This is a genomic window from Puerhibacterium puerhi, from assembly GCF_009846865.1.
Lineage (GTDB): Bacteria > Actinomycetota > Actinomycetes > Actinomycetales > Cellulomonadaceae > Puerhibacterium > Puerhibacterium puerhi.
The window spans coordinates 80741-97895 of sequence record NZ_WUWN01000001.1; the positions used below are offsets into that span (position 1 = coordinate 80741).

General features: G+C 75.2%; 14 protein-coding genes. 3 read left to right on the plus strand and 11 right to left on the minus strand.

The window, feature by feature from the left end:
• Nucleotides 1-96: 96 nt before the first annotated feature.
• The 3 genes from GSF02_RS00480 to GSF02_RS00490 all read left to right on the plus strand — a co-directional run bounded on the left by GSF02_RS00480 (nt 97) and on the right by GSF02_RS00490 (nt 3276).
• A complete protein-coding gene (locus GSF02_RS00480; RefSeq protein WP_159791648.1) occupies nt 97-1089 on the plus strand; it encodes a hypothetical protein in 993 nt (330 codons plus the stop codon).
• Between the two features lie 92 nt (nt 1090-1181).
• The gene (locus tag GSF02_RS00485) at nt 1182-2666 is read left to right on the plus strand and encodes an amino acid permease (protein ID WP_159791650.1); all 1485 of its coding nucleotides are present in this window, start codon (nt 1182-1184) and stop codon (nt 2664-2666) included.
• A 10-nt stretch (nt 2667-2676) separates the two neighbouring features.
• Nucleotides 2677-3276 (plus strand): prepilin peptidase, encoded by a 600-nt coding sequence (locus GSF02_RS00490; protein WP_235915269.1) that lies wholly within the window; start codon nt 2677-2679, stop codon nt 3274-3276.
• 623 nt (nt 3277-3899) lie between these two features.
• On the opposite strand, the gene GSF02_RS00495 is transcribed toward GSF02_RS00490, so the two are convergent.
• From GSF02_RS00495 to GSF02_RS18670, 11 genes are all read right to left on the minus strand, one after another.
• Nucleotides 3900-4196: a WXG100 family type VII secretion target gene (locus tag GSF02_RS00495; protein ID WP_069983514.1), complete on the minus strand. Its 297-nt coding sequence runs from the start codon at nt 4194-4196 to the stop codon at nt 3900-3902.
• Between the two features lie 157 nt (nt 4197-4353).
• Entirely contained in the window at nt 4354-5175 is an 822-nt protein-coding gene (locus GSF02_RS00500; RefSeq protein WP_159791653.1) for a hypothetical protein, read from the minus strand.
• A gap of 2 nt (nt 5176-5177) precedes the next feature.
• Complete coding sequence (locus tag GSF02_RS00505) at nt 5178-5831, minus strand: hypothetical protein (RefSeq protein ID WP_159791655.1); 654 nt, start codon at nt 5829-5831, stop codon at nt 5178-5180.
• Complete coding sequence (locus tag GSF02_RS00510) at nt 5828-6484, minus strand: hypothetical protein (protein WP_159791657.1); 657 nt, start codon at nt 6482-6484, stop codon at nt 5828-5830. The genes GSF02_RS00505 and GSF02_RS00510 overlap by 4 nt, the downstream gene beginning before the upstream one ends.
• Complete coding sequence (locus GSF02_RS00515) at nt 6481-7905, minus strand: coiled-coil domain-containing protein (protein ID WP_159791659.1); 1425 nt, start codon at nt 7903-7905, stop codon at nt 6481-6483. Before GSF02_RS00515 ends, GSF02_RS00510 begins: the two co-directional genes overlap by 4 nt.
• A gap of 14 nt (nt 7906-7919) precedes the next feature.
• Complete coding sequence (locus GSF02_RS00520; protein ID WP_159791661.1) at nt 7920-8228, minus strand: hypothetical protein; 309 nt, start codon at nt 8226-8228, stop codon at nt 7920-7922.
• Between the two features lie 117 nt (nt 8229-8345).
• The gene (locus GSF02_RS00525; RefSeq protein WP_159791663.1) at nt 8346-12815 is read right to left on the minus strand and encodes an FtsK/SpoIIIE domain-containing protein; all 4470 of its coding nucleotides are present in this window, start codon (nt 12813-12815) and stop codon (nt 8346-8348) included.
• A 111-nt stretch (nt 12816-12926) separates the two neighbouring features.
• Nucleotides 12927-13178, minus strand: a complete 252-nt coding sequence (locus GSF02_RS00530; RefSeq protein ID WP_159791665.1) for a hypothetical protein — start codon at nt 13176-13178, stop codon at nt 12927-12929.
• On the minus strand, nt 13175-13939 hold the full coding sequence (locus GSF02_RS00535) for a hypothetical protein (RefSeq protein ID WP_159791667.1): 765 nt from the start codon (nt 13937-13939) through the stop codon (nt 13175-13177). The genes GSF02_RS00530 and GSF02_RS00535 overlap by 4 nt, the downstream gene beginning before the upstream one ends.
• Nucleotides 13936-15486 (minus strand): serine/threonine-protein kinase, encoded by a 1551-nt coding sequence (locus GSF02_RS00540; protein WP_159791669.1) that lies wholly within the window; start codon nt 15484-15486, stop codon nt 13936-13938. Before GSF02_RS00540 ends, GSF02_RS00535 begins: the two co-directional genes overlap by 4 nt.
• Nucleotides 15483-17150, minus strand: coding sequence for an FHA domain-containing protein (locus tag GSF02_RS18670; RefSeq protein ID WP_235915270.1), 1668 nt, complete (start codon nt 17148-17150; stop codon nt 15483-15485). Before GSF02_RS18670 ends, GSF02_RS00540 begins: the two co-directional genes overlap by 4 nt.
• Nucleotides 17151-17155 lie beyond the last annotated feature (5 nt).

Genomic DNA, 17155 nt, shown 5'->3' on the forward strand with positions numbered 1-17155 from the left:
TGAGGCATGCCTTACCCGGGTTCGCGCCGAGCGCACGATCTCCACACGAGGTCCCTCCCAGATGCCTCGGGCATCGATCGGTGATGGGCTCGTGGCATGACCAGTCTCGGCACCCGCGGCGGAAGAAGCGACCCCTCCCTCCGGCACGGCGGTCGGCACGGCGGTCGGCACGGTGTCCGGTCCGGCGACCCGCGCGACGCACGTCGGGGCGCCCGTCCCCGCGCCGCGGCCCGGGCCCGCCTCGCGGCGGCGCTCACCGCCGGCCTGGTGCTCGCGGCCACCGCCGCGTGCGCCGGCGGCGCGCCCCCGTCCGGCACCGCCTCCGACGCCGGCTCCGGCGCCGCACCGTCGGCCGGCGGCGCGTCGCCCACCTCGTCCGGCCCCGCTGCGGCCGCGCCGACGGGCGGGGCCGCCACCTCGCCCGGAGCCTCCCCCGCCTCCCCGCCGGCGTCGGCGGCCGCCGGCTGCCCCGCCACCGGCGGCGGGACGCCGCACGGCGCGGGCACGCACGAGGTCGCCGACGTCGACGGCGACGGCCGGGCCGACACCGCCTGGCTCACCGGCGGCGCGGACCGTGCGGTGGGCATCACCACGGCGTCCGGGGCGACCTTCTCGGCGCCCGTCGAGTCGGCGTCCCCGGTCGCCGCGAGCGCCGTCGTCGCCACCGTGAGCACCGACGACGGCGGGGTGCCGATCGTGCTCGTGGACGTCGGGCGCGAGGTGCTGCTGTACTCGGCCGCCGGCTGCGCCCTCACCCCGACGCAGGCCGCCACCGCCGACGGCCCGACCGGCGAGCCGTACACGTTCGACAAGGGGTTCACCGGCTACGGCACCGGCGTCGGCTGCTCCACGGTGGCCGGCCGCCTGCGGCTGGCCGGGCTGGACGCGGCGTCCGACGACGGCGAGACGTTCACGGTCACGCGGACGTTCGTCGAGCTCGGCGACGCCGGCGCGGTGGCGCGCAACGGCGAGACCCGGACCGTGGCGCGGGGCGCGGCGGCCGACGACCCCGTGGTGGCCACCGCCCAGGAGACGACCTGCGGCGACCTGGTCGCCGGCCGGGACGGGCCGACGGAGCCGCAGGGCTGAGGGCCGAGGGGCCCGCACCGCCCGCCCCCGCGGGCCGGTGGCGACGGGCGGGTATAGCGTGCCGCCGTCGCCAGCGCGAGGAGGTGCTGTCCATGTCCGCGTCCACGCCACCGACCAGCGTGTTCCGGCGCAAGCCGATCGAGCAGATCGAGCCCGAGGACACCGGGGGCGGTCTCAGACGGACCCTCGGCCTGTGGCAGCTCACGGCCATCGGGGTCGGCGGCATCATCGGCGCGGGGATCTTCTCGCTGGCCGGGGCCGTGGCGAACGAGACCGCCGGGCCCGCCGTGGTGATCTCGTTCCTCATCGCCGGGATCGCGAGCGCCGCCGCCGCGTTCTCCTACGCCGAGTTCGCCGGGCTCATCCCGCGGGCCGGCTCCGCGTACACCTACGGCTATGCCGTGCTCGGCGAGCTGGTGGGCTGGTTCATCGGCTGGGACCTGCTGCTGGAGTACACAGCGATCGTCGCCGTCGTCGCCATCGGCATCTCGGGCTACTTCAACGACCTGCTCTCGTTCCTGCACGTCGAGCTGCCGCTGTGGATGTCCGGCGCGCCGGGCACGGAGACCGAGGGCGTGCCCGCCGGGTCGTACCGGGTGAACCTGTTCGCCGCGCTGCTGTGCCTGCTCATCGCCTGGGTGCTCAACCGCGGCATGCGCTCGGCCGCGCGCTTCGAGACGTCGCTGGTGTACCTCAAGGTCGCGATCGTCGCGCTGGTGATCGTCGTCGGCGCGTTCCACGTCCAGACCGGCAACTGGCAGGACTTCTTCCCCTACGGCCTCGGAGGCGCCTTCACCGGTGCGGCCACCGTCTTCTTCGCGGTGTTCGGCTACGACGCGATGTCCACCGCGGCCGAGGAGTCCCAGGACTCCCGCCGGCACATGCCCAAGGCGATCCTGTACTCGCTGGCGATCTCGATGGTGCTGTACGTGCTCGCCTGCATGGTCCTGACCGGCATGGTGACCTTCCGCGACATCGACACCGAGAGCGCGTTCTCCAGCGCCTTCGCCGACGTCGGTCTGCCCGCCCTCGGCGCGGTGATCGCCGTCGGCGCCATCCTCGGCATCCTCACCGTGCTGTTCACATTCCTGCTCGGCGCCACCCGCGTCGGGTACTCCATGAGCCGCGACGGCCTGCTGCCGCGGTGGCTGTCGGGCACGCACCCCACGCGCCAGGTGCCCACCCGGATGACGTGGATCCTGGGCGGCGCGGCGGCGGTCATCGCCGGCTTCCTGCCCATCGGCGAGGCGGCCGAGCTGACGAACATCGGCATCCTGCTGGCGTTCGTGGTGGTGTGCATCGCGGTGATCGTCCTGCGCTACCGCCGCCCGGACCTGCCCCGGTCGTTCCGCTGCCCCGGGGTGCCGTTCGTCCCGGCGATCGGCGTGGTGTTCTCGCTGTGGCTCATCACGTTCCTGGACCCGGTCACGTGGCTGCGGTTCGCGGCCTGGTTCGCCATCGGCATGGTCATCTACTTCGCCTACTCCCGGCGCCACTCCCGGCTGGCCCAACCGGCCGGAGCCCGGGACGACGGCCCTGTGGACGACGGCGGGCGGCCGGGGCCCGGCGCCGCCTAGCATGCGAGGCGTGCCCGCTGCCGCGTCGAGGACCCACACCGGCCTTCCGCGCCGGCTGCGCGCCGAGCTGGCGCCGCACCGACGCGCCGTCGCGCTGCTCGCACCGCCCGCCGCGGGATGGGCGGTCTGGGCGAGCGGCCCGTCATGGGCCACGCCGGCGTTCGTCGTCGCCGCGGTGGCCGGTGCGGCGCTCGGCGTCGTCGACGCCCGCACGCACCGCCTGCCCGACGCCGTGACGCTGCCCGCCGTGGCGGCCGCGGCCCTGCTGCTGGGCCTCGCCGGCGCGGCGAGCGACGACGACGGCAGGCTCCTGCGGTCCGTCGCCGCCGCAGCCGTGCTCGGCGGTGCCTACCTGCTGCTGCACCTGGTGAACCGGCGCGGGCTGGGCCTGGGCGACGTCAAGCTCGCCGTGCTGCTCGGCCTGCCCGCCGGGTGGGCGGGCTGGGACGCGGTGTGGTGGACGGGCGTGCTGCCGTTCCTGCTCGGCGGGCTCGCCGCGCTCGCGCTGGTGATGACGCGGCGCGCGACGCGGCACACCGCGCTCGCGTTCGGACCGTGGATGCTGGCCGGCGCGGCGGCGGCGCTGAGCCTCGCGCGGCTCGCGGGCTGAGGGCCGCAGGGCCACCTGGACCGCCACGGTGTCCGTCCCCTCGATGCCGCGGAAGACCGCCGCGAGGGTCGCCGTCTGACCACCGGCGAGCCGGCGCACGGCACGCCCGTCGTCTCCGACGCCCGGCAGGTAGACCGCCTTTGCCTCCAGGTCGAGCAGGCGGATCGCGCCGCCCTGCGCGGCCCGGTCCGGCAGCACCTCGCCGTCCAGCAGCCCCGCCAGGAGCAGGCCGCCGTCCTCGTCGGGCGACGACGCCGGGCGCAGGTCGAGCGTCAGGACCACGTGGCCGGCCGACCGCACCAGCGGGTGGACGTCCACGTCCAGCTCTCCGCCGCCGGCGGTCAGGGACAGGGTCTCCACCACCGCCTCCGGGTCGGCCGCGGTGCTGGGACCCGCGCCGCGGTCGCCCGCGGTGGTGCCCGCTGAGGACGGCGGCTCCCCCGTCCCTTCGCCGCCCGCGGTGCACCCGCCGAGCAGCAGCGCACCCACCGCCTCTCCCGCGGCGAGCGTCCGGGCGGCCCGCGCCGCGCAGCAGCGGGGCGTGCAGAAGTGGGGACGGCGACCGAACACAGCGGGGCGGTGCCAGGCCCGAGCCCGGCACCGCCCCGCGGTGTGCAGCGGCGTCAGCCGCGGATGCCCTGCGCCAGCTGGGAGTCGACGTCCTGCAGCGTCGTGGCGGCCTGCTTGAGGAACTGCGACATGCCCTCGAGACCGGCGATGGTCTGCTTGGCGCCGTTGGTGAAGTCGTCGTAGGACTGCTGGAACGCGCCCGACGCGGCGTCGGTCTGGAAGCCGGAGGCCACCAGGTTGTTCACCTGGGTCTGCAGCATGTTGAGCGTGTCCTCGAGCTGGGCCTGACCCTGCGTGAGCTGGTCAGCGGTGGAGTTGAGCTCCTCGTAGGTCACGTTCATGTTCGCCATGTCAGGATTCCTCCCTCGTTGGGCCGGCCCCCTCGGCCGTACCGCCTGCCAGCACAGTAGAGGAGGCGCGCTGCCCAGGTCGATGGGGAGGAGTCCCCATGGGTGCCCGGGGCACCGGCTACGGTGCCGCCCCGTCGACCCCCTGCGCCCGTCGACGTCAGCGCTCGCCGGCGCGGCGATCGCGCGCCCGCCGCAGCTCCTCGAGCCGCTCGCGGCGCTCGACCGCGGACATGTCGCCGACGCGTCGTTCCGGGCGGCTGCGCCGCACCGCGGCCCCGCGCCGGGCGAACGTCGGGTCGTACCGGGCGCGCCACTCCTCGCGGAGCCTCACCACCGTCAGGGCCACGAGCGCGGCACCCACGAGCGCGAGGACGACGCGCAGCACGGGCGGGGCGTCGGCGGCGACCACGACGACGTACAGGAGCCAGGCCAGGCCCGCAGGGATCGCCCAGCCGATCTCGCGCCACCGCGGCGTCCAGCCCATCCAGTAGAACCGCATGAGCAGGTCGGTGAAGCGTGACCGGTGCACCGGCTGCAGCGACAGCGCCACGTTGGTCGCGGTGATGCCGAAGGTCTGCCCCCGACCGGCCCCCGTCGTGTACGACAGCGCGTCGCCGGCGAAGCGGGGGCGCAGCGACCGCACGAAGTGGACCCACGCCAGCGCAGCCAGGGGCCACGAGGCGCACGGCAGCATCCACAGGACCGCGGAACCCCACAGGAGGGAGAGCAGCGGGACCGCGAGGACGAACGCGACCATCTCCGAGGGCTGGGAGACGAGGCTCTGCCACTGCTCGCCGAGCGTCAGCTCCCCGTCGAGGAGCGCGTAGAGGAGGAAGCCCGGGCCGAGCGCGAAGAACACGAGCCCCATCGCGCTCCAGAAGATCGCCAGGAACAGGTACGCGAGCGGACGCAGCGCCAGCTGGGCGCGGCTCCGCGGGCGCACGGCAGGGGCGGTGTCCGACCGGGGCAGATCCTCCACGGTCACCGGACGCTACCAGCCGCGGCCGCCTCGGCCGCCGCCGGGCCGTGGCCGGCCCCCGGCCCGTCCGTGAACGTCACCGAGTCGATGATCTCGTCGAACAGCGTGGCGAACGGCTCGGCGGCCGGGATGTTCGGCACGTTGACCCGCGCCATCAGCAAGCGCGAGCGGTCCGGGTACGGGACGTGGTACTCCAGGCGCATCGTCACGAGCTCCTGCCCGGAGTCCGTCGTCGCGCGGGTCATCTCGACGCCGCGCGCCACGGGCCCGTTCCGCTGCGGCGCGACCTCCGCCGCCGGGTACGCCTCGCGGAGCGCCTGGGCCACGTCGCCCCGCTCGAGCGTCGCGCGCGCCGCGTCGGGCCACCCCTCGTCGAACACGACGATCGCCGCCGGGAACGGCACGCCCGGCAGGAGCTCCAGCGACATCAGGTACGTGTGCGCGCCGAGAGCGGCCGCGTCCGCGGCGTTGCGGGTCAGCTCCGTGGCCGCCTCGCGGCGGGCGCGCGCCAGCCGGTCCGCGCGGCCGACCTGACGTCGGACGAACTGCTTGACGAAGCGTGCGGTGACCTCGGCGTCGTCCAGCGGGACGTTGGCCCACGTCCCCGGCAGGACGAACCGGAGCCGCCCGCCGGCGGCACCCACCGCGCGCGTCACGCGGCCACCTCCGTCTCGAGCGTCAGCCCGGTGAGCAGGTCGAGCACGGCCTGCGGGAGGTCGTCGAACGCGCCCACGCCGTTGGCGATCGCGGTGACCTCGACCATGTCGGGGCAGCCGGGCGCGAACACACCGAGCGAGACGCGCTCCTCCAGGTGGGCGACGCCCTCCCCCAGGTGGGGCACCGTGTGGCCGATCATGAGGTGCAGCCCCCGCACCTCGCCGGCGGGGACGTCACCACGGATCTCGGCGGCGACGAGGTAGTTCTCCTCGCCGTCCGCGACGACGCGCTCGAGGTCGGCGTCGAACGCCTCGGCCGACAGGCCCTGCTGCGCGACGAGCGTGAGCATCGCGTCGAGCCGGCCCAGGTCCGGGCGGCGCACCAGGAAGGCCGTCTCCATCCCGGCGACCCCGGCGTCGGCGGCCACCAGCGCCACCCCGGCGATGCCGTCGGCGAGCGCCACGGCAGGGTCGACCAGCGCTTCGTCCCCGGGCCGCGCGTCCACCCCGGTCGTGGCGGGCGCACGCCCGCTGCGTGCGACGAGCGCCTCCGCCGTCTCGCGCGCCCAGCGGTCGACGTCCGGCACGGCGCGCGGCAGCACGACCCACGCCTCCGGGAGCGTGAGGTCGAACCCCACGAGGCGTGCCGTCACGGGACGGTCACCGCGTCGTCGGTCGGGTTGTCGATCAGCTGCGCCCCGTACCCGACGATCTTGCCGTAGGGGCCGCCGAACGGTGACGTGGCGATGTCGGCGCCGGGCTTGGCGGCCTGGCCCGAGTCGCCGGCGGCCGCCTCGGTCGCGAAGTCGACGAGGTTCTTGCCCTGGGCGTAGGCGTTGTTGGCGTAGGCGAGGCCCACCGCGACCGACGACGTCACGGTGCTGACGGTGTCCATCCGGATCCCGTCGGTGTTCATGATCCTCAGCATGTCGCTCACGTCGTCGTTCGTGAACAGCGCGCGCATGCCGGACCCGGTGAACGGGTTGGGGAACAGCGTCCTGAACCCGTGGCCGTAGCTGCCGCTGCGGAACATGCCCGCGACGGCCTTGTCCGTGGTGGACCGGACGAACGGCGACTTGATGACCTCGGTGACGCGCTGGCCGGTGGTCTGCGCGAAGACCTTGCGTGCGCTGGTGATCGCGCTGCGACCGAACGTCGCCCGGGCGGTCGAGCCGGACATCCGCGCCGAGGTCTGGACGATCATGCGCGCCTTGGAGTACTGGGCGATCGAGCTGATGGCCTTGCCGCCGAAGAGCGACAGGGCCGCGAGACCGGCGGCGCCGAGCACTCCCCAGAACGACCCCTCGCCCTTGCTCCACTTCATCGCCGCCTCCACGACGGCGAGGATCGCGCCGGCCGCGGCGAGGATGAGCAGGGCCTGGCCGAGGACCGGGACCCAGGAGAAGAAGATCGCGAGGAAGCCTGCGACGTCGCACACGACCTTGGCCAGCTCGTAGAACGAGTCCCAGGCCTTCGTGACCTTGTCCCAGGTGCCGTCCTTCAGGCCGTGGGTGTTCTTGCCGGTGACGACCTCCTCGATGCGCCCGACGGCCGTACGGGCGGCGGAGTCCTTGGCCTCCGACGCTTCGCGCCAGCGGCCCTGCCAGTAGGCCAGGTCGCCCTCGGCGTCCGACACGCGGTCGCCCGCGCGGCTGCTCGCGGTGCGGGCCTCCACCGCCTCCTGCGGGGTGGCCGTCGCAGGCAGGCCCGACTCGTGCCGCTCCGCGTTGTGCTGCGCGGTCCGGGCCACCGCCAGCTCGGCCTCGGCCTTGTCGATCTCGAGGATCGCGCTGTGGGCGTCGTCCTTGGCCGCCCGCAGCGCGGTGGCGTAGTCCTGCAGCGCCGAGCCGGTCTCCCGGTAGCGGTCCTGCGCCTTCTCGATGCTCTCGCGGACCTTCTCCGCCTTCTCGCGGGTCTCGTCCATCGCGAGCGACTTCGTCTCGATCTCGTCGGAGATCTTCTTCAGCGCGCTGGTCGAGCGCTGGATGGCGTCGGCGATCTCGATGTACTTGCGAGCCTTGGACGCCACCAGGGCCGGCGACCCCTGGAGCTCCTGGTACGGCGTGTCTGCCATGGTTTCCCCCCGGCCTACTTCGCGGCCTTCTCGACCGAGTCCTCGAGCGCCCTGCCCAGCTCGGTGTCGACCTCGGTGAAGGTGTCGACGATCTGGTTGAGGATGTCGCTGAGCGTCTTGACGTCGCCGAGCATCTCCTCGCGCTTGATCGCCCACTTGGCCGCGAAGTCGGCGACCCGGTCGCGCAGCTCGTCGTGCCCGGTCGCCTCGGCCGCGTCGCCCGCGTTGTCGTCGGCGTTCTCGAGCTCGCTCACGATCGTCGTGAGGTCGCCTGCGAGCTGCGAGAGCGTCCCCATGTCGATGCTCAGGTCGTACCCGGCCATCCCCGTCCCCTGCAGTCGAGTTCCGTTGCTGCGGTCAAGCTAGCGAAGGCCGCGAGCACCGTCGATGGGGAGCGGTCCCCATCCCTCGGCCCCCGGCCGCCCGACGCCCGCCACGCCTCAGCCGTCGATCACCAGCGGCAGCTGCACGCGCACGTGCTTGCCGCGGGCAACGTACGCGCCACGGCCCACCGGGAACTCGCCCTTGGCGGCACGGGGCAGCGACGTCTTGAGGATGGTGTCGCCGTCGAGGTTCTCCGGCTGCAGCAGGAGCCCGCGGCGGGCGTTCTTGACCTCCGCCAGCAGCGGCCACGTCGAGCCCCAGGCCGCGGTCTCGGCCTCCGCGACGAGCAGGTGGTCGCTCTTGCGCATCGCCTTGGTCAGCTCCTGGATCGGCTTGTCGGCCGGCGTCTGCAGGTACTCGTTGATGCCCTCGATCACGACGACGATGCCGGGCTCGACGTCCTCGTCGGTCACGGCGGCGAGCAGGTCCTTGGCCAGCTCGGCGACCTTGTCCGGGCCGGTGGCGACGTCCTCCCACGCCAGCTCTCCCGCGATCGCCGAGCGGGTCTGCGCGAACAGGTAGCAGCGTGCCTTCGGGTCGGCCCGCTGCACCGCGCGCGCGATCGCGACCAGGGCGTTGCTCCGCCCGGCCCCGGGCGGGCCGGAGACCACCATCGCGCCGGTCGGCTCGAACGCCAGGGGCGCGAGCCCGACGTTGTCGAGGCCGAGCACGGGGCGCCCGTCGACGGCGTCGGGCAGCTCGGCCGCGGAGTACGACTGCGGCAGCACGCGCACCGCCGGCGCCGGCGCCACGCCGGCACGGCGCATGGACGCCGCGAGCCGCTCGGTGGCCGCGGCCTGGTCGGCCACGGCCTTCGCCCCGCCCACGACGGCGACCTGCACCTCGAGCCCGTCGACGACGGCGCGCCCGGCCGGCGACGTCGCGGTCACGACGTCGCGCGGCGCGTTGAAGGACAGGTACCCGTCGTCGGTCATCCGCAGCAGCACGTTGCGCTGCACGAGCGACCTGACGTAGGTGGGCACGGCGCCCGCGCGGTCGGCGGTGAAGACCACGTGCATGCCCAGGCCGCGGCCCTCCGTCATGAGGTCGCGGAAGACGTCGAACCACTCGGAGCGACCGGTGCCGACCTCCCAGTCGTCGCGGAAGGCGGCGAACCCGTCGACGACCAGCAGGATGCGCGGCACGTCGTGCCGGCCGGTGATCTGCCGGTACTCGGTGATGTTCGACGCCGAGACCGCGGCGAACGCCTCGCCGCGGCGCTCGAGCTCGTCGCGCAGCATGCGCAGCAGGCTGACGATGCGCTCGCCGTCGTCGCCGCGCACCACGGCCCCCACGTGCGGCAGGGCCTCGAGCATGCGCAGGGCGCCGGAGGCGAAGTCCAGCCCGTAGACGTGCACGGGTCCCCCGCGCGGGGTGATGCCGGCGGCGGTGGCGATGGTGCGCAGCGCCGTCGACTTGCCCGAGCCGCCGGTGCCGTAGATCCCGAGGTTGCCGTCGAGGTCGGGCAGGAAGTACACCGGCCGCTGCGCCTGCTCCTGCGGCAGGTCCGCGACGCCGATCAGCAGCTCGGCGTCGGTGCGCTGGCGCAGGCGGGTCAGGTCGTACACGTCCGCGAGCGAGTCGAGCCACGGGCGCCGCGGCGTCGGCAGGCCACCGGCCTCGAACGCCTCGCGCACGCGCGCCACCAGTCGCTGCTGGTCGTTGGGGCCCAGGTCCTCGGCGGCGGCCGCCGCCGCCTCGTCGACCGGCTCCTCCCACGCCTCCTCGCGCCCGAACCGCAGGCCGGCGACCGCGACCTTGGCGCGCTCCGGCGCGCGGGTGCTCCATCCGCCGGCGTACCCGGACTGGAACGCCTGCACGCGCCCCGGGCCGGTCTTCACCAGGCCGCGGCCGGGGATGCTGGGGTCGACGTAGGCGGCGTCGGGCACCTCGACGACGTCGGTGGAGTCGGACGCGTCGGCCATGCGCAGCGCCACCCGCAGGTTGGTGTTGGCGCGCAGGTTGTCCTTGATGACGCCGGCGGGGCGCTGGGTGGCCATGATCAGGTGGATGCCCAGGGAGCGGCCGCGCTGCGCGACGTCGACGACGCCGTCGACGAACTCGGGCACGTCGCTGACCAGGGCCGCGAACTCGTCGATGACGATGACCAGCGCCGGCGGGGTCTCGGGGTCGCCCCGCTTCTCCAGCTCGAGCAGGTCCTTGGCCTTCTTGCGGTTGAACAGCCGCTCGCGGTGGTGCAGCTCGGCGCGCAGCGACGTCAGGGCCCGCAGCACGAGGTGCGGCGACAGGTCGGTGACCAGCCCGACGCTGTGCGGCAGGTGGATGCAGTCGGCGAACGCCGAGCCGCCCTTGTAGTCGACGAACAGGAACGTCACGCGGTCCGGGCTGTACTCGGCGGCCATGGCGAGCACCCACGCCTGCAGGAACTCCGACTTGCCCGCGCCGGTCGTGCCGCCCACGAGGGCGTGCGGGCCCTGGGAGCGCAGGTCGAGGTGCTGGGCGTCCACGCCGGCGGAGCCGACGACGGCGCGCAGCGACCCGGCGCGCCGCCGCGCCCGCGCCTGGCCGGTGCGGTCGTACACCGACTGGTTCTGCCGCCACCGGTCGAGCACGGCCTCGGCCGACTCGAACGGGTCGTGGCCCAGCAGGGCCGGCAGCGACACCGAGCGCGGCAGGTCGCTGGCGTCCTCGACGACGGCTCCGGCGTCGAACACCGGCGCGAGGCGCCGGCCGTAGTCGAGCGCAGCGGCTGCGTCGAGCTCCTCGAGCTGCACGTCCTCGACCCAGCGGCCGAGCCGCACGAGCCCGACGCGCGGCTGTGCGGCGCCGAGGTCGACGAAGGTGCGGCAGGCTGCCGGCAGGCGCGAGGCCTCGGTGGCGACCCACAGCAGGTACACGCCGGCGTCCGGGCCCTGCTCGGCGAGCTGGACCAGGCGGGCACGGTCGACGTCGATGTCGTCGCTCACCACCACCACGACGGCGGGGATCGGCGACCTCGTGCCGGCCTCGTGCGCGGACGCCCCGACGTCGGCGCCGCGCTCGATCGCGGCGTCGTCCTCGTCGACGGCCCCGCGCCGGCGCGGCCGGTTGACCTTGAGGCGCGTGGCGACCAGCTCCTCGAGCTGCGCCACGAGGCGCGCGGCCCCCGTGGCCGAGTCGGCCAGGTGCAGGCCGTCGACCGGGCTCTGCGGGCTGGAGGTGTGCGGCACCCAGGTGAGCCACTCCAGCGTCCGTGTCCACACGGGGCTGACCATGGCGGTCACGACGAGCTCGCTCGGGGCGTGCAGGCCGGTGAGCTGCAGCAGGATCGCGTTGAGCGAGCCGGCCACCCGCGGCGGCGGGCCCGCGAAACCGAGCGCTCCGGCGTCGTAGAGGTTCTCCACCACGGGCACGCCGTCGACCGTGTCGTACTGCGCGACGACGGCGTCGAGCTGCTCCTGGTGCTCCTTGAGCAGCTTGCCGCGGTCGCCGGTCTTGATCGAGCTGCGCGACGGCATGGTGCCCAGGCCGAACCGGACGTTGAGGAAGCTCCAGTGCTCGGGTCGGCGCGTCCACAGCAGCGGTCCGTGCCGCATGGCCTCGACGAACACGTGCTGGGTGGCCGGCGCCTCGCGCAGCCGCACGGAGCGCTCCTGCTCCTTCTCCCGCGCCAGCGCGGTGCGCAGCGACTCCAGCCGCTCGTCGAACCGCTGCACCTGGCGCTCGAGCCGCTTGCGGTTCTGCCGCCCCTGCGTGAGGTGGTTGCCCAGCAGCATGAGCGGGGTCATGAGCACGAACAGCAGCGCCGTGGGCCGGTGCAGGACGAAGAACATCGTCAGGCCCAGCAGGATCGGCGCGACGAGCGCCAGGAACGGGAACTCCCGCGGCTCGATCTCGTCGGGCGCGTCCGGCGCCTCGAACGTCTCGCCGGCGTAGCGCGCCTCGACCCGGGGCGAGCGCGTGAACGGCACCGGCCCCGCCTTGGGCGCGACGCCGCTGATGCGCGCCGCCTCGCGGCGCCGCTCGACGACCACGGCGGTGTCGCCGACGACGACGCGCTGCACGCCGTCGACCCGCAGCCGCGTCACCGGTGCGCCGTCCACGAGGGTGCCGTTGGCGGACCCGAGGTCGACGACGTCGACGGTCTCGGAGACGTCGAGCCGCAGGTGCTTCTTCGACACCAGCGGGTCGTCGAGCACCACGTCGCACTCGGGCGCGCGGCCCACCGTCCAGCTGCCCTCGGTGAGCTGGAACACCTGGCCGCCCTCGACCCGCACCAGGGCGCGCACGTCCTGCGAGCGCGGGTAGTCGAAGCCGGGCAGCGAGAGGTCGACGACGGCGATCTCGGCGCCGGAGCCGATCCACGCCTCGCCGAGCGCGGCGTCCTGCGGCAGCCGCACCGGCTGCTCCTGGCCGGGCAGCCGCGCCTCGAGCGTGCGCGGTGCGTCCGGGTCGCCGTACCCGCCGTGCGGGTCGACGCGCGCGACGGTCGCGGCGATCTCGCCGATCGTCGCGCCCGCGTCCGCGGTGATGACGACGTCGTCCGCGGTGCCGTCGACGCGGCGCAGCGTGGCCTTGACGTGCATGCTTCCCCTGCCTCGTGCCGTGCTGGTGATCGTGCTGGTGATCGTGCTGGTGATCGTGCTGGTGATCGTGCTGGTGATCGTGCTGGTGGTGCTGCTTCGTGCTGGTGCGGGTCAGCCGCGGCGCCGCAGGACGACCGCGTGGACCGCTCCGACGCCGAGGCCCGCCCCGGCGGCGAGCCCGACGGCCGCCCAGGTGCTCCCGGCGGTCAGCGCGCGGCCGGCCGCCCGGTACGGGTCGGCGAAGCTCCCCGTCCCGGCCCCGTGGAGCAGCACCTCGAGCGCGACGGCGACGACGAGCACGACCGCCGCGGCCGCGACCGGCCAGGCGACGAGCACGCGGCCGGGCGTGGGACCGGCGCTCACTCGTCGCCCTCGCCGGGCTCGTCGAGCAGCGGCAGGTCCGCGCCGGTGACCAGTCGCGAGGCGACGGCGTACTCGACGAGCCGGGCGCGCCGGTTGGTGGCCAGCGACCCGGGCCCGCCACGCAGCCCCTGCACGCCGATGCGGTCGAGCTTCTCGCAGACGTTGTCGAGCTTGCGGTTGAACCGGGTGGTCGTCCACCCCAGGCGCGCCGCGGCGGACGCCGACGACGGGATCTGGGCCAGGCTCGTGCCGTCGCGGCGCAGCAGCGGTTCCGCGAGCGCGACGATGAGCTGGCGCTGGCTGCGGGTGAACGGGATCATCCCGATCGTCGTCGCGCCGCCGTCCTCCTCGTCCACGGCCTGCACCTGGTGGTACGGCGCACCCTCGAGCGTCACGCCGATCTCGTAGGTGGTGGGACCGGCGGTGAACACCACCTGGGTGGCCGGGAAGACGACGGGCAGCCGGTTGCCGGGCGAGACCCACGACTGCACGCCCCCGCCGGCGTCGCACACCGTGGCCGACAGCAGCGACCCGACGTTGGCGAGCCACCAGATGCCGCCCTCGTGGGTGAACTGCAGGAACCGCCGGTGCAGGTACGGGTTGTCGTCGATCGCCAGGTCGCCGTCGCGGCCCACCTCGAAGGGCGCACCGTCCGGGTCCGGGTAGAACCACTCCCCGCAGAACTCGACGGCGAGGCGGCCGCCAGGCGCCGCGGGGACGGGGGTCGCGGCCGGGGCGTCGGCCGTGCTGGGCTGGGTCATGAGACGCACGCATCCTGGGGGCTGGCGGACTGCTTGCCGGAGCGCACCACCACGACCTCGACGCAGGTCTGCCCGTCCGGCGACAGCGGCACGGTGACGGTGGTGCCCTCGATGGGCTGGTAGAGGTTCTCCTCGGTCAGGCTCAGCACGCGCCACGCGTAGCGGTCGCCGTCCTGGGAGTCGGTGGGCGGCTGCCACGTGAACGTCGCACGGTCGCCCGCCACCGTGCCCTCGAGGCCGCGCACGGCGGGCACGAGCGAGCCGATGTTGTCGCGCGGCGGTCCGGTGGGCGACTCCGTCTGCCGCGCCACGGCGTCGGCAGCCGGCTCCTCGTCACCCCCGCCGAGCACGCCCCACAGCACGCCGGCGACCGCCACCAGGGCGACGGCGACGCCGACGACGATCCCGAGGCCCCGGCGCGCCGAACCGGGCTCGGCCGTGGGCGCCGCGGCATCGTCCGGCGCCGCGGCGCGCAGCATGGTGCTGTCCGCCACGGCGTCGTCACCGACGGCGCGGACCTCGCGCAGCGCCGTCGCCTCGCTCGCCTCGGCCTGCGGCGACCACGCCGGGGTGCTCGCGGGCCGCGGCGCGACCGGCGCCGCCGCCGGGTCGATCGAGGTGACGCTGCGCAGGCGGGTGCCGGGCTCGTCGTCGGGCTCCTCCTCCGCGACCTCGCCGGAGTCGTCGAGCAGGTCGATCGGGGTCACGGCGAGCCGCAGCTCGGTCTGCACGTGCTGCAGGGCGCGGGCGAGCGCCAGCACCGACGGGTAGCGCGACTCGGGTCGCTTGGCCATCGCCGTGGCGAGCACGCGCTCGAGCGAGGCCGGTACGTCGTCGCGCCCCGTGGGCTGCAGCGGCGCGCGCTCGATGCGCGCGACGAGGTCGGCGCTGCCGTTGGGGCCGCCGGGGACCTCGAACGGCGAGCGGCCCGCGAGCAGCGTGTAGAGGGTCGCCGCGAGGGCCCACACGTCAGTGGCCACCCCGGAGACCGGCGGGTCGCCGAACGACTCGGGCGGCGACCACGGGATCGACATGCCCTCGGCCGCGCGCGCGTCGTCGAGCGTGGACGAGATGCCGAAGTCGGTGAGCACCGGGTGGCCGTAGTCGGTGACGAGGATGTTGGCCGGCTTGATGTCGCGGTGCAGGATCCCGGCGCGGTGCGCCGTCTCCACCGCGCCGGCGATCTGCACGGCCACCCGCAAAGCCTCGGCGACCGAGAACCGCTCCGTGCGGTAGCGCGAGCCGAGGTTGGGGCGCGAGCAGTACTCCATCGCCAGGTACGGGCGCCCGTCCTCGGCGATGGACGCCTCGTACATGGTGACGATCGACGGGTGCGTCGACAGCGTCGCCATGAGGTCGGCCTCGGCGTCGAACGCGGCACGCTGGGAGGCGGTGCGCTCGCTGAGCAGCACCTTGACCGCCACCCGGCGGCGCGGGCGCTGCTGCTGGTACAGGAAGACGTCGGAGAACCCGCCGGACCCGACGAGCGAGACGTACTCGAAGCCCTCGATGCGCGGCGGGGCGGACGGCGGCCGCTTGCTGCTCACCAGATCTCCTCGAAGGTCAGGGTCACGCCGTCGCCGAGGTCCACGACGTCGCCGTCGACGACGAGCACGCCCTCGCCGGGGTGCAGGCGCTGCGGCGGCTGACCCGGCCGCACGAGCGTGGTGCCGTTCGTGGTGGCCATGTCGCTGACCAGCACGTGCCAGCCCTCGAGCCGCACCTCCACGTGGGAGCGGGAGATGTCCTGGCTGGGGCTGTCCACCGTGACCAGCCGGGCCGCGTCGCCACCAGCGGTGCGCGGGCCCCGCGGCCGGCGGCCGACGACGACGGTGCGGTCGAGCTCGACGACCTCGCCGCCGGAGGTGCGCATCCGGCCCAGCCGCGGACGGGGTGCGAGGGCGGCGTCCCCGGTCAGCTCCGCGCCGCAGGTACGGCACCGTTCCCACGACGGCGGGTTGGCGTGCCCCTGCGGGCAGGTGCGCGCCAGGATCTGCGGACCGGCGGCGGGCTCCGGCGGCGCGGCGGCGTCCGTGCCGGCCGCGCCGGGCGGGGCCGGCACGGCGGCGCCGCGCAGGCCGGCGACGGCCGAGGACAGCACCGTGTTGCCGTCGTGGTCGAGGTCGTCCACCGGTGGCCGCGGTGCCGGCGGCGCGGTGGCCGGGGCAGGGGCAGGGGCAGGAGCAGGAGCAGGGGCGGGCGGCGCCACCGGCGAGGCGTCCCAGACCTTCGGGACGCCCGCGAGGACGCCGGGCGGCGGCTCGGGCAGGCCGGCGGGCGCGGCCGGCGCGGGCGCAGCGGGGACGGGAGCAGCCCCCGGGGGGTCGACGGGCGGGGCGACAGTGGTGGGATCCGGCTCGGGCGCGGCCGGCGGGGCGAACGACGGCGCGGACGGCGCGGCGTGCGCTGCCCCGTCCGCGTCGTCGGGCTCGCCGGGATCCTCGGACTCCTCGGGGCGCACGGCCGCGGCCTCCACGCCGCGCATCACGGTCTGCCCCCACAGGTGCCCGTAGGTCTCCTCGACGGGGTCGTCCGCCGGCGTCCCGACGGCGGCCGCGGCGTCGGGCAGGGCCGTGGCGTCGGGCAGGGCCGCGGCGGGCGCGACGGTGCCGACGGTGCCACCGATGGTGCTGTGCTCGGGCAGCAGGGTGTCGGGCGAGGCCTCGGCGCCCGCCGCGGGCCGCGCGGCGAGCACGGTGGCTTCCTCGGGCACCGCCGCCGGCTCGCCGACGGCGGCCGAGCCGGCCGGGAGGGCCGGGCGCACGCCCACGGCGCCCGCCGCGACGACGCCGCCGGCCAGCGGCCACGTGCCCTGCACCGGCAGCAGCCCGGTGCCGCCGTCGACCCGCACGGTGAGCCCGGCCACGCCGGGCACCGTCCGTTCGGACCACGTGGCCACGCCCACGCCGTCGACGGTCACGGCGCCGCCGTCGAGCGTCTCGAGCTCGACGGCGCAGGCGCCGCGCACCAGGACGTGGGCGTCGCCGGCCCGGAGCACGGCCACCGCGAACGGCGGCACGCGGTGCATCCCGCCCACGCCGTCCGTGAGCACGTGCAGGGCGTCGACGACGCCCGGCTCGGCGTCCTGCGCGGGGTCGAGCGCCTCCCACAGGCGGTCCAGCACGCCGGGCTCCGGCGGCTGCCGCAGCGCGACGACGACGTCGCCCCGCACGACGGCGCGACCCGCCCCGGCGGCGTAGCGCACACCCATGTCTC

Coding starts and splice junctions, on each gene's coding strand:
- GSF02_RS00480 (WP_159791648.1), top strand. CDS start 97: ATGACCAGTCTCGGCACCCGCGGCGGAAGAAGCGACCCCTCCCTCCGG.
- GSF02_RS00485 (WP_159791650.1), top strand. CDS start 1,182: ATGTCCGCGTCCACGCCACCGACCAGCGTGTTCCGGCGCAAGCCGATC.
- GSF02_RS00495 (WP_069983514.1), bottom strand. CDS start 4,196: ATGGCGAACATGAACGTGACCTACGAGGAGCTCAACTCCACCGCTGAC.
- GSF02_RS00515 (WP_159791659.1), bottom strand. CDS start 7,905: ATGGCAGACACGCCGTACCAGGAGCTCCAGGGGTCGCCGGCCCTGGTG.
- GSF02_RS00520 (WP_159791661.1), bottom strand. CDS start 8,228: ATGGCCGGGTACGACCTGAGCATCGACATGGGGACGCTCTCGCAGCTC.
- GSF02_RS00525 (WP_159791663.1), bottom strand. CDS start 12,815: ATGCACGTCAAGGCCACGCTGCGCCGCGTCGACGGCACCGCGGACGAC.
- GSF02_RS00535 (WP_159791667.1), bottom strand. CDS start 13,939: ATGACCCAGCCCAGCACGGCCGACGCCCCGGCCGCGACCCCCGTCCCC.
- GSF02_RS18670 (WP_235915270.1), bottom strand. CDS start 17,150: ATGGGTGTGCGCTACGCCGCCGGGGCGGGTCGCGCCGTCGTGCGGGGC.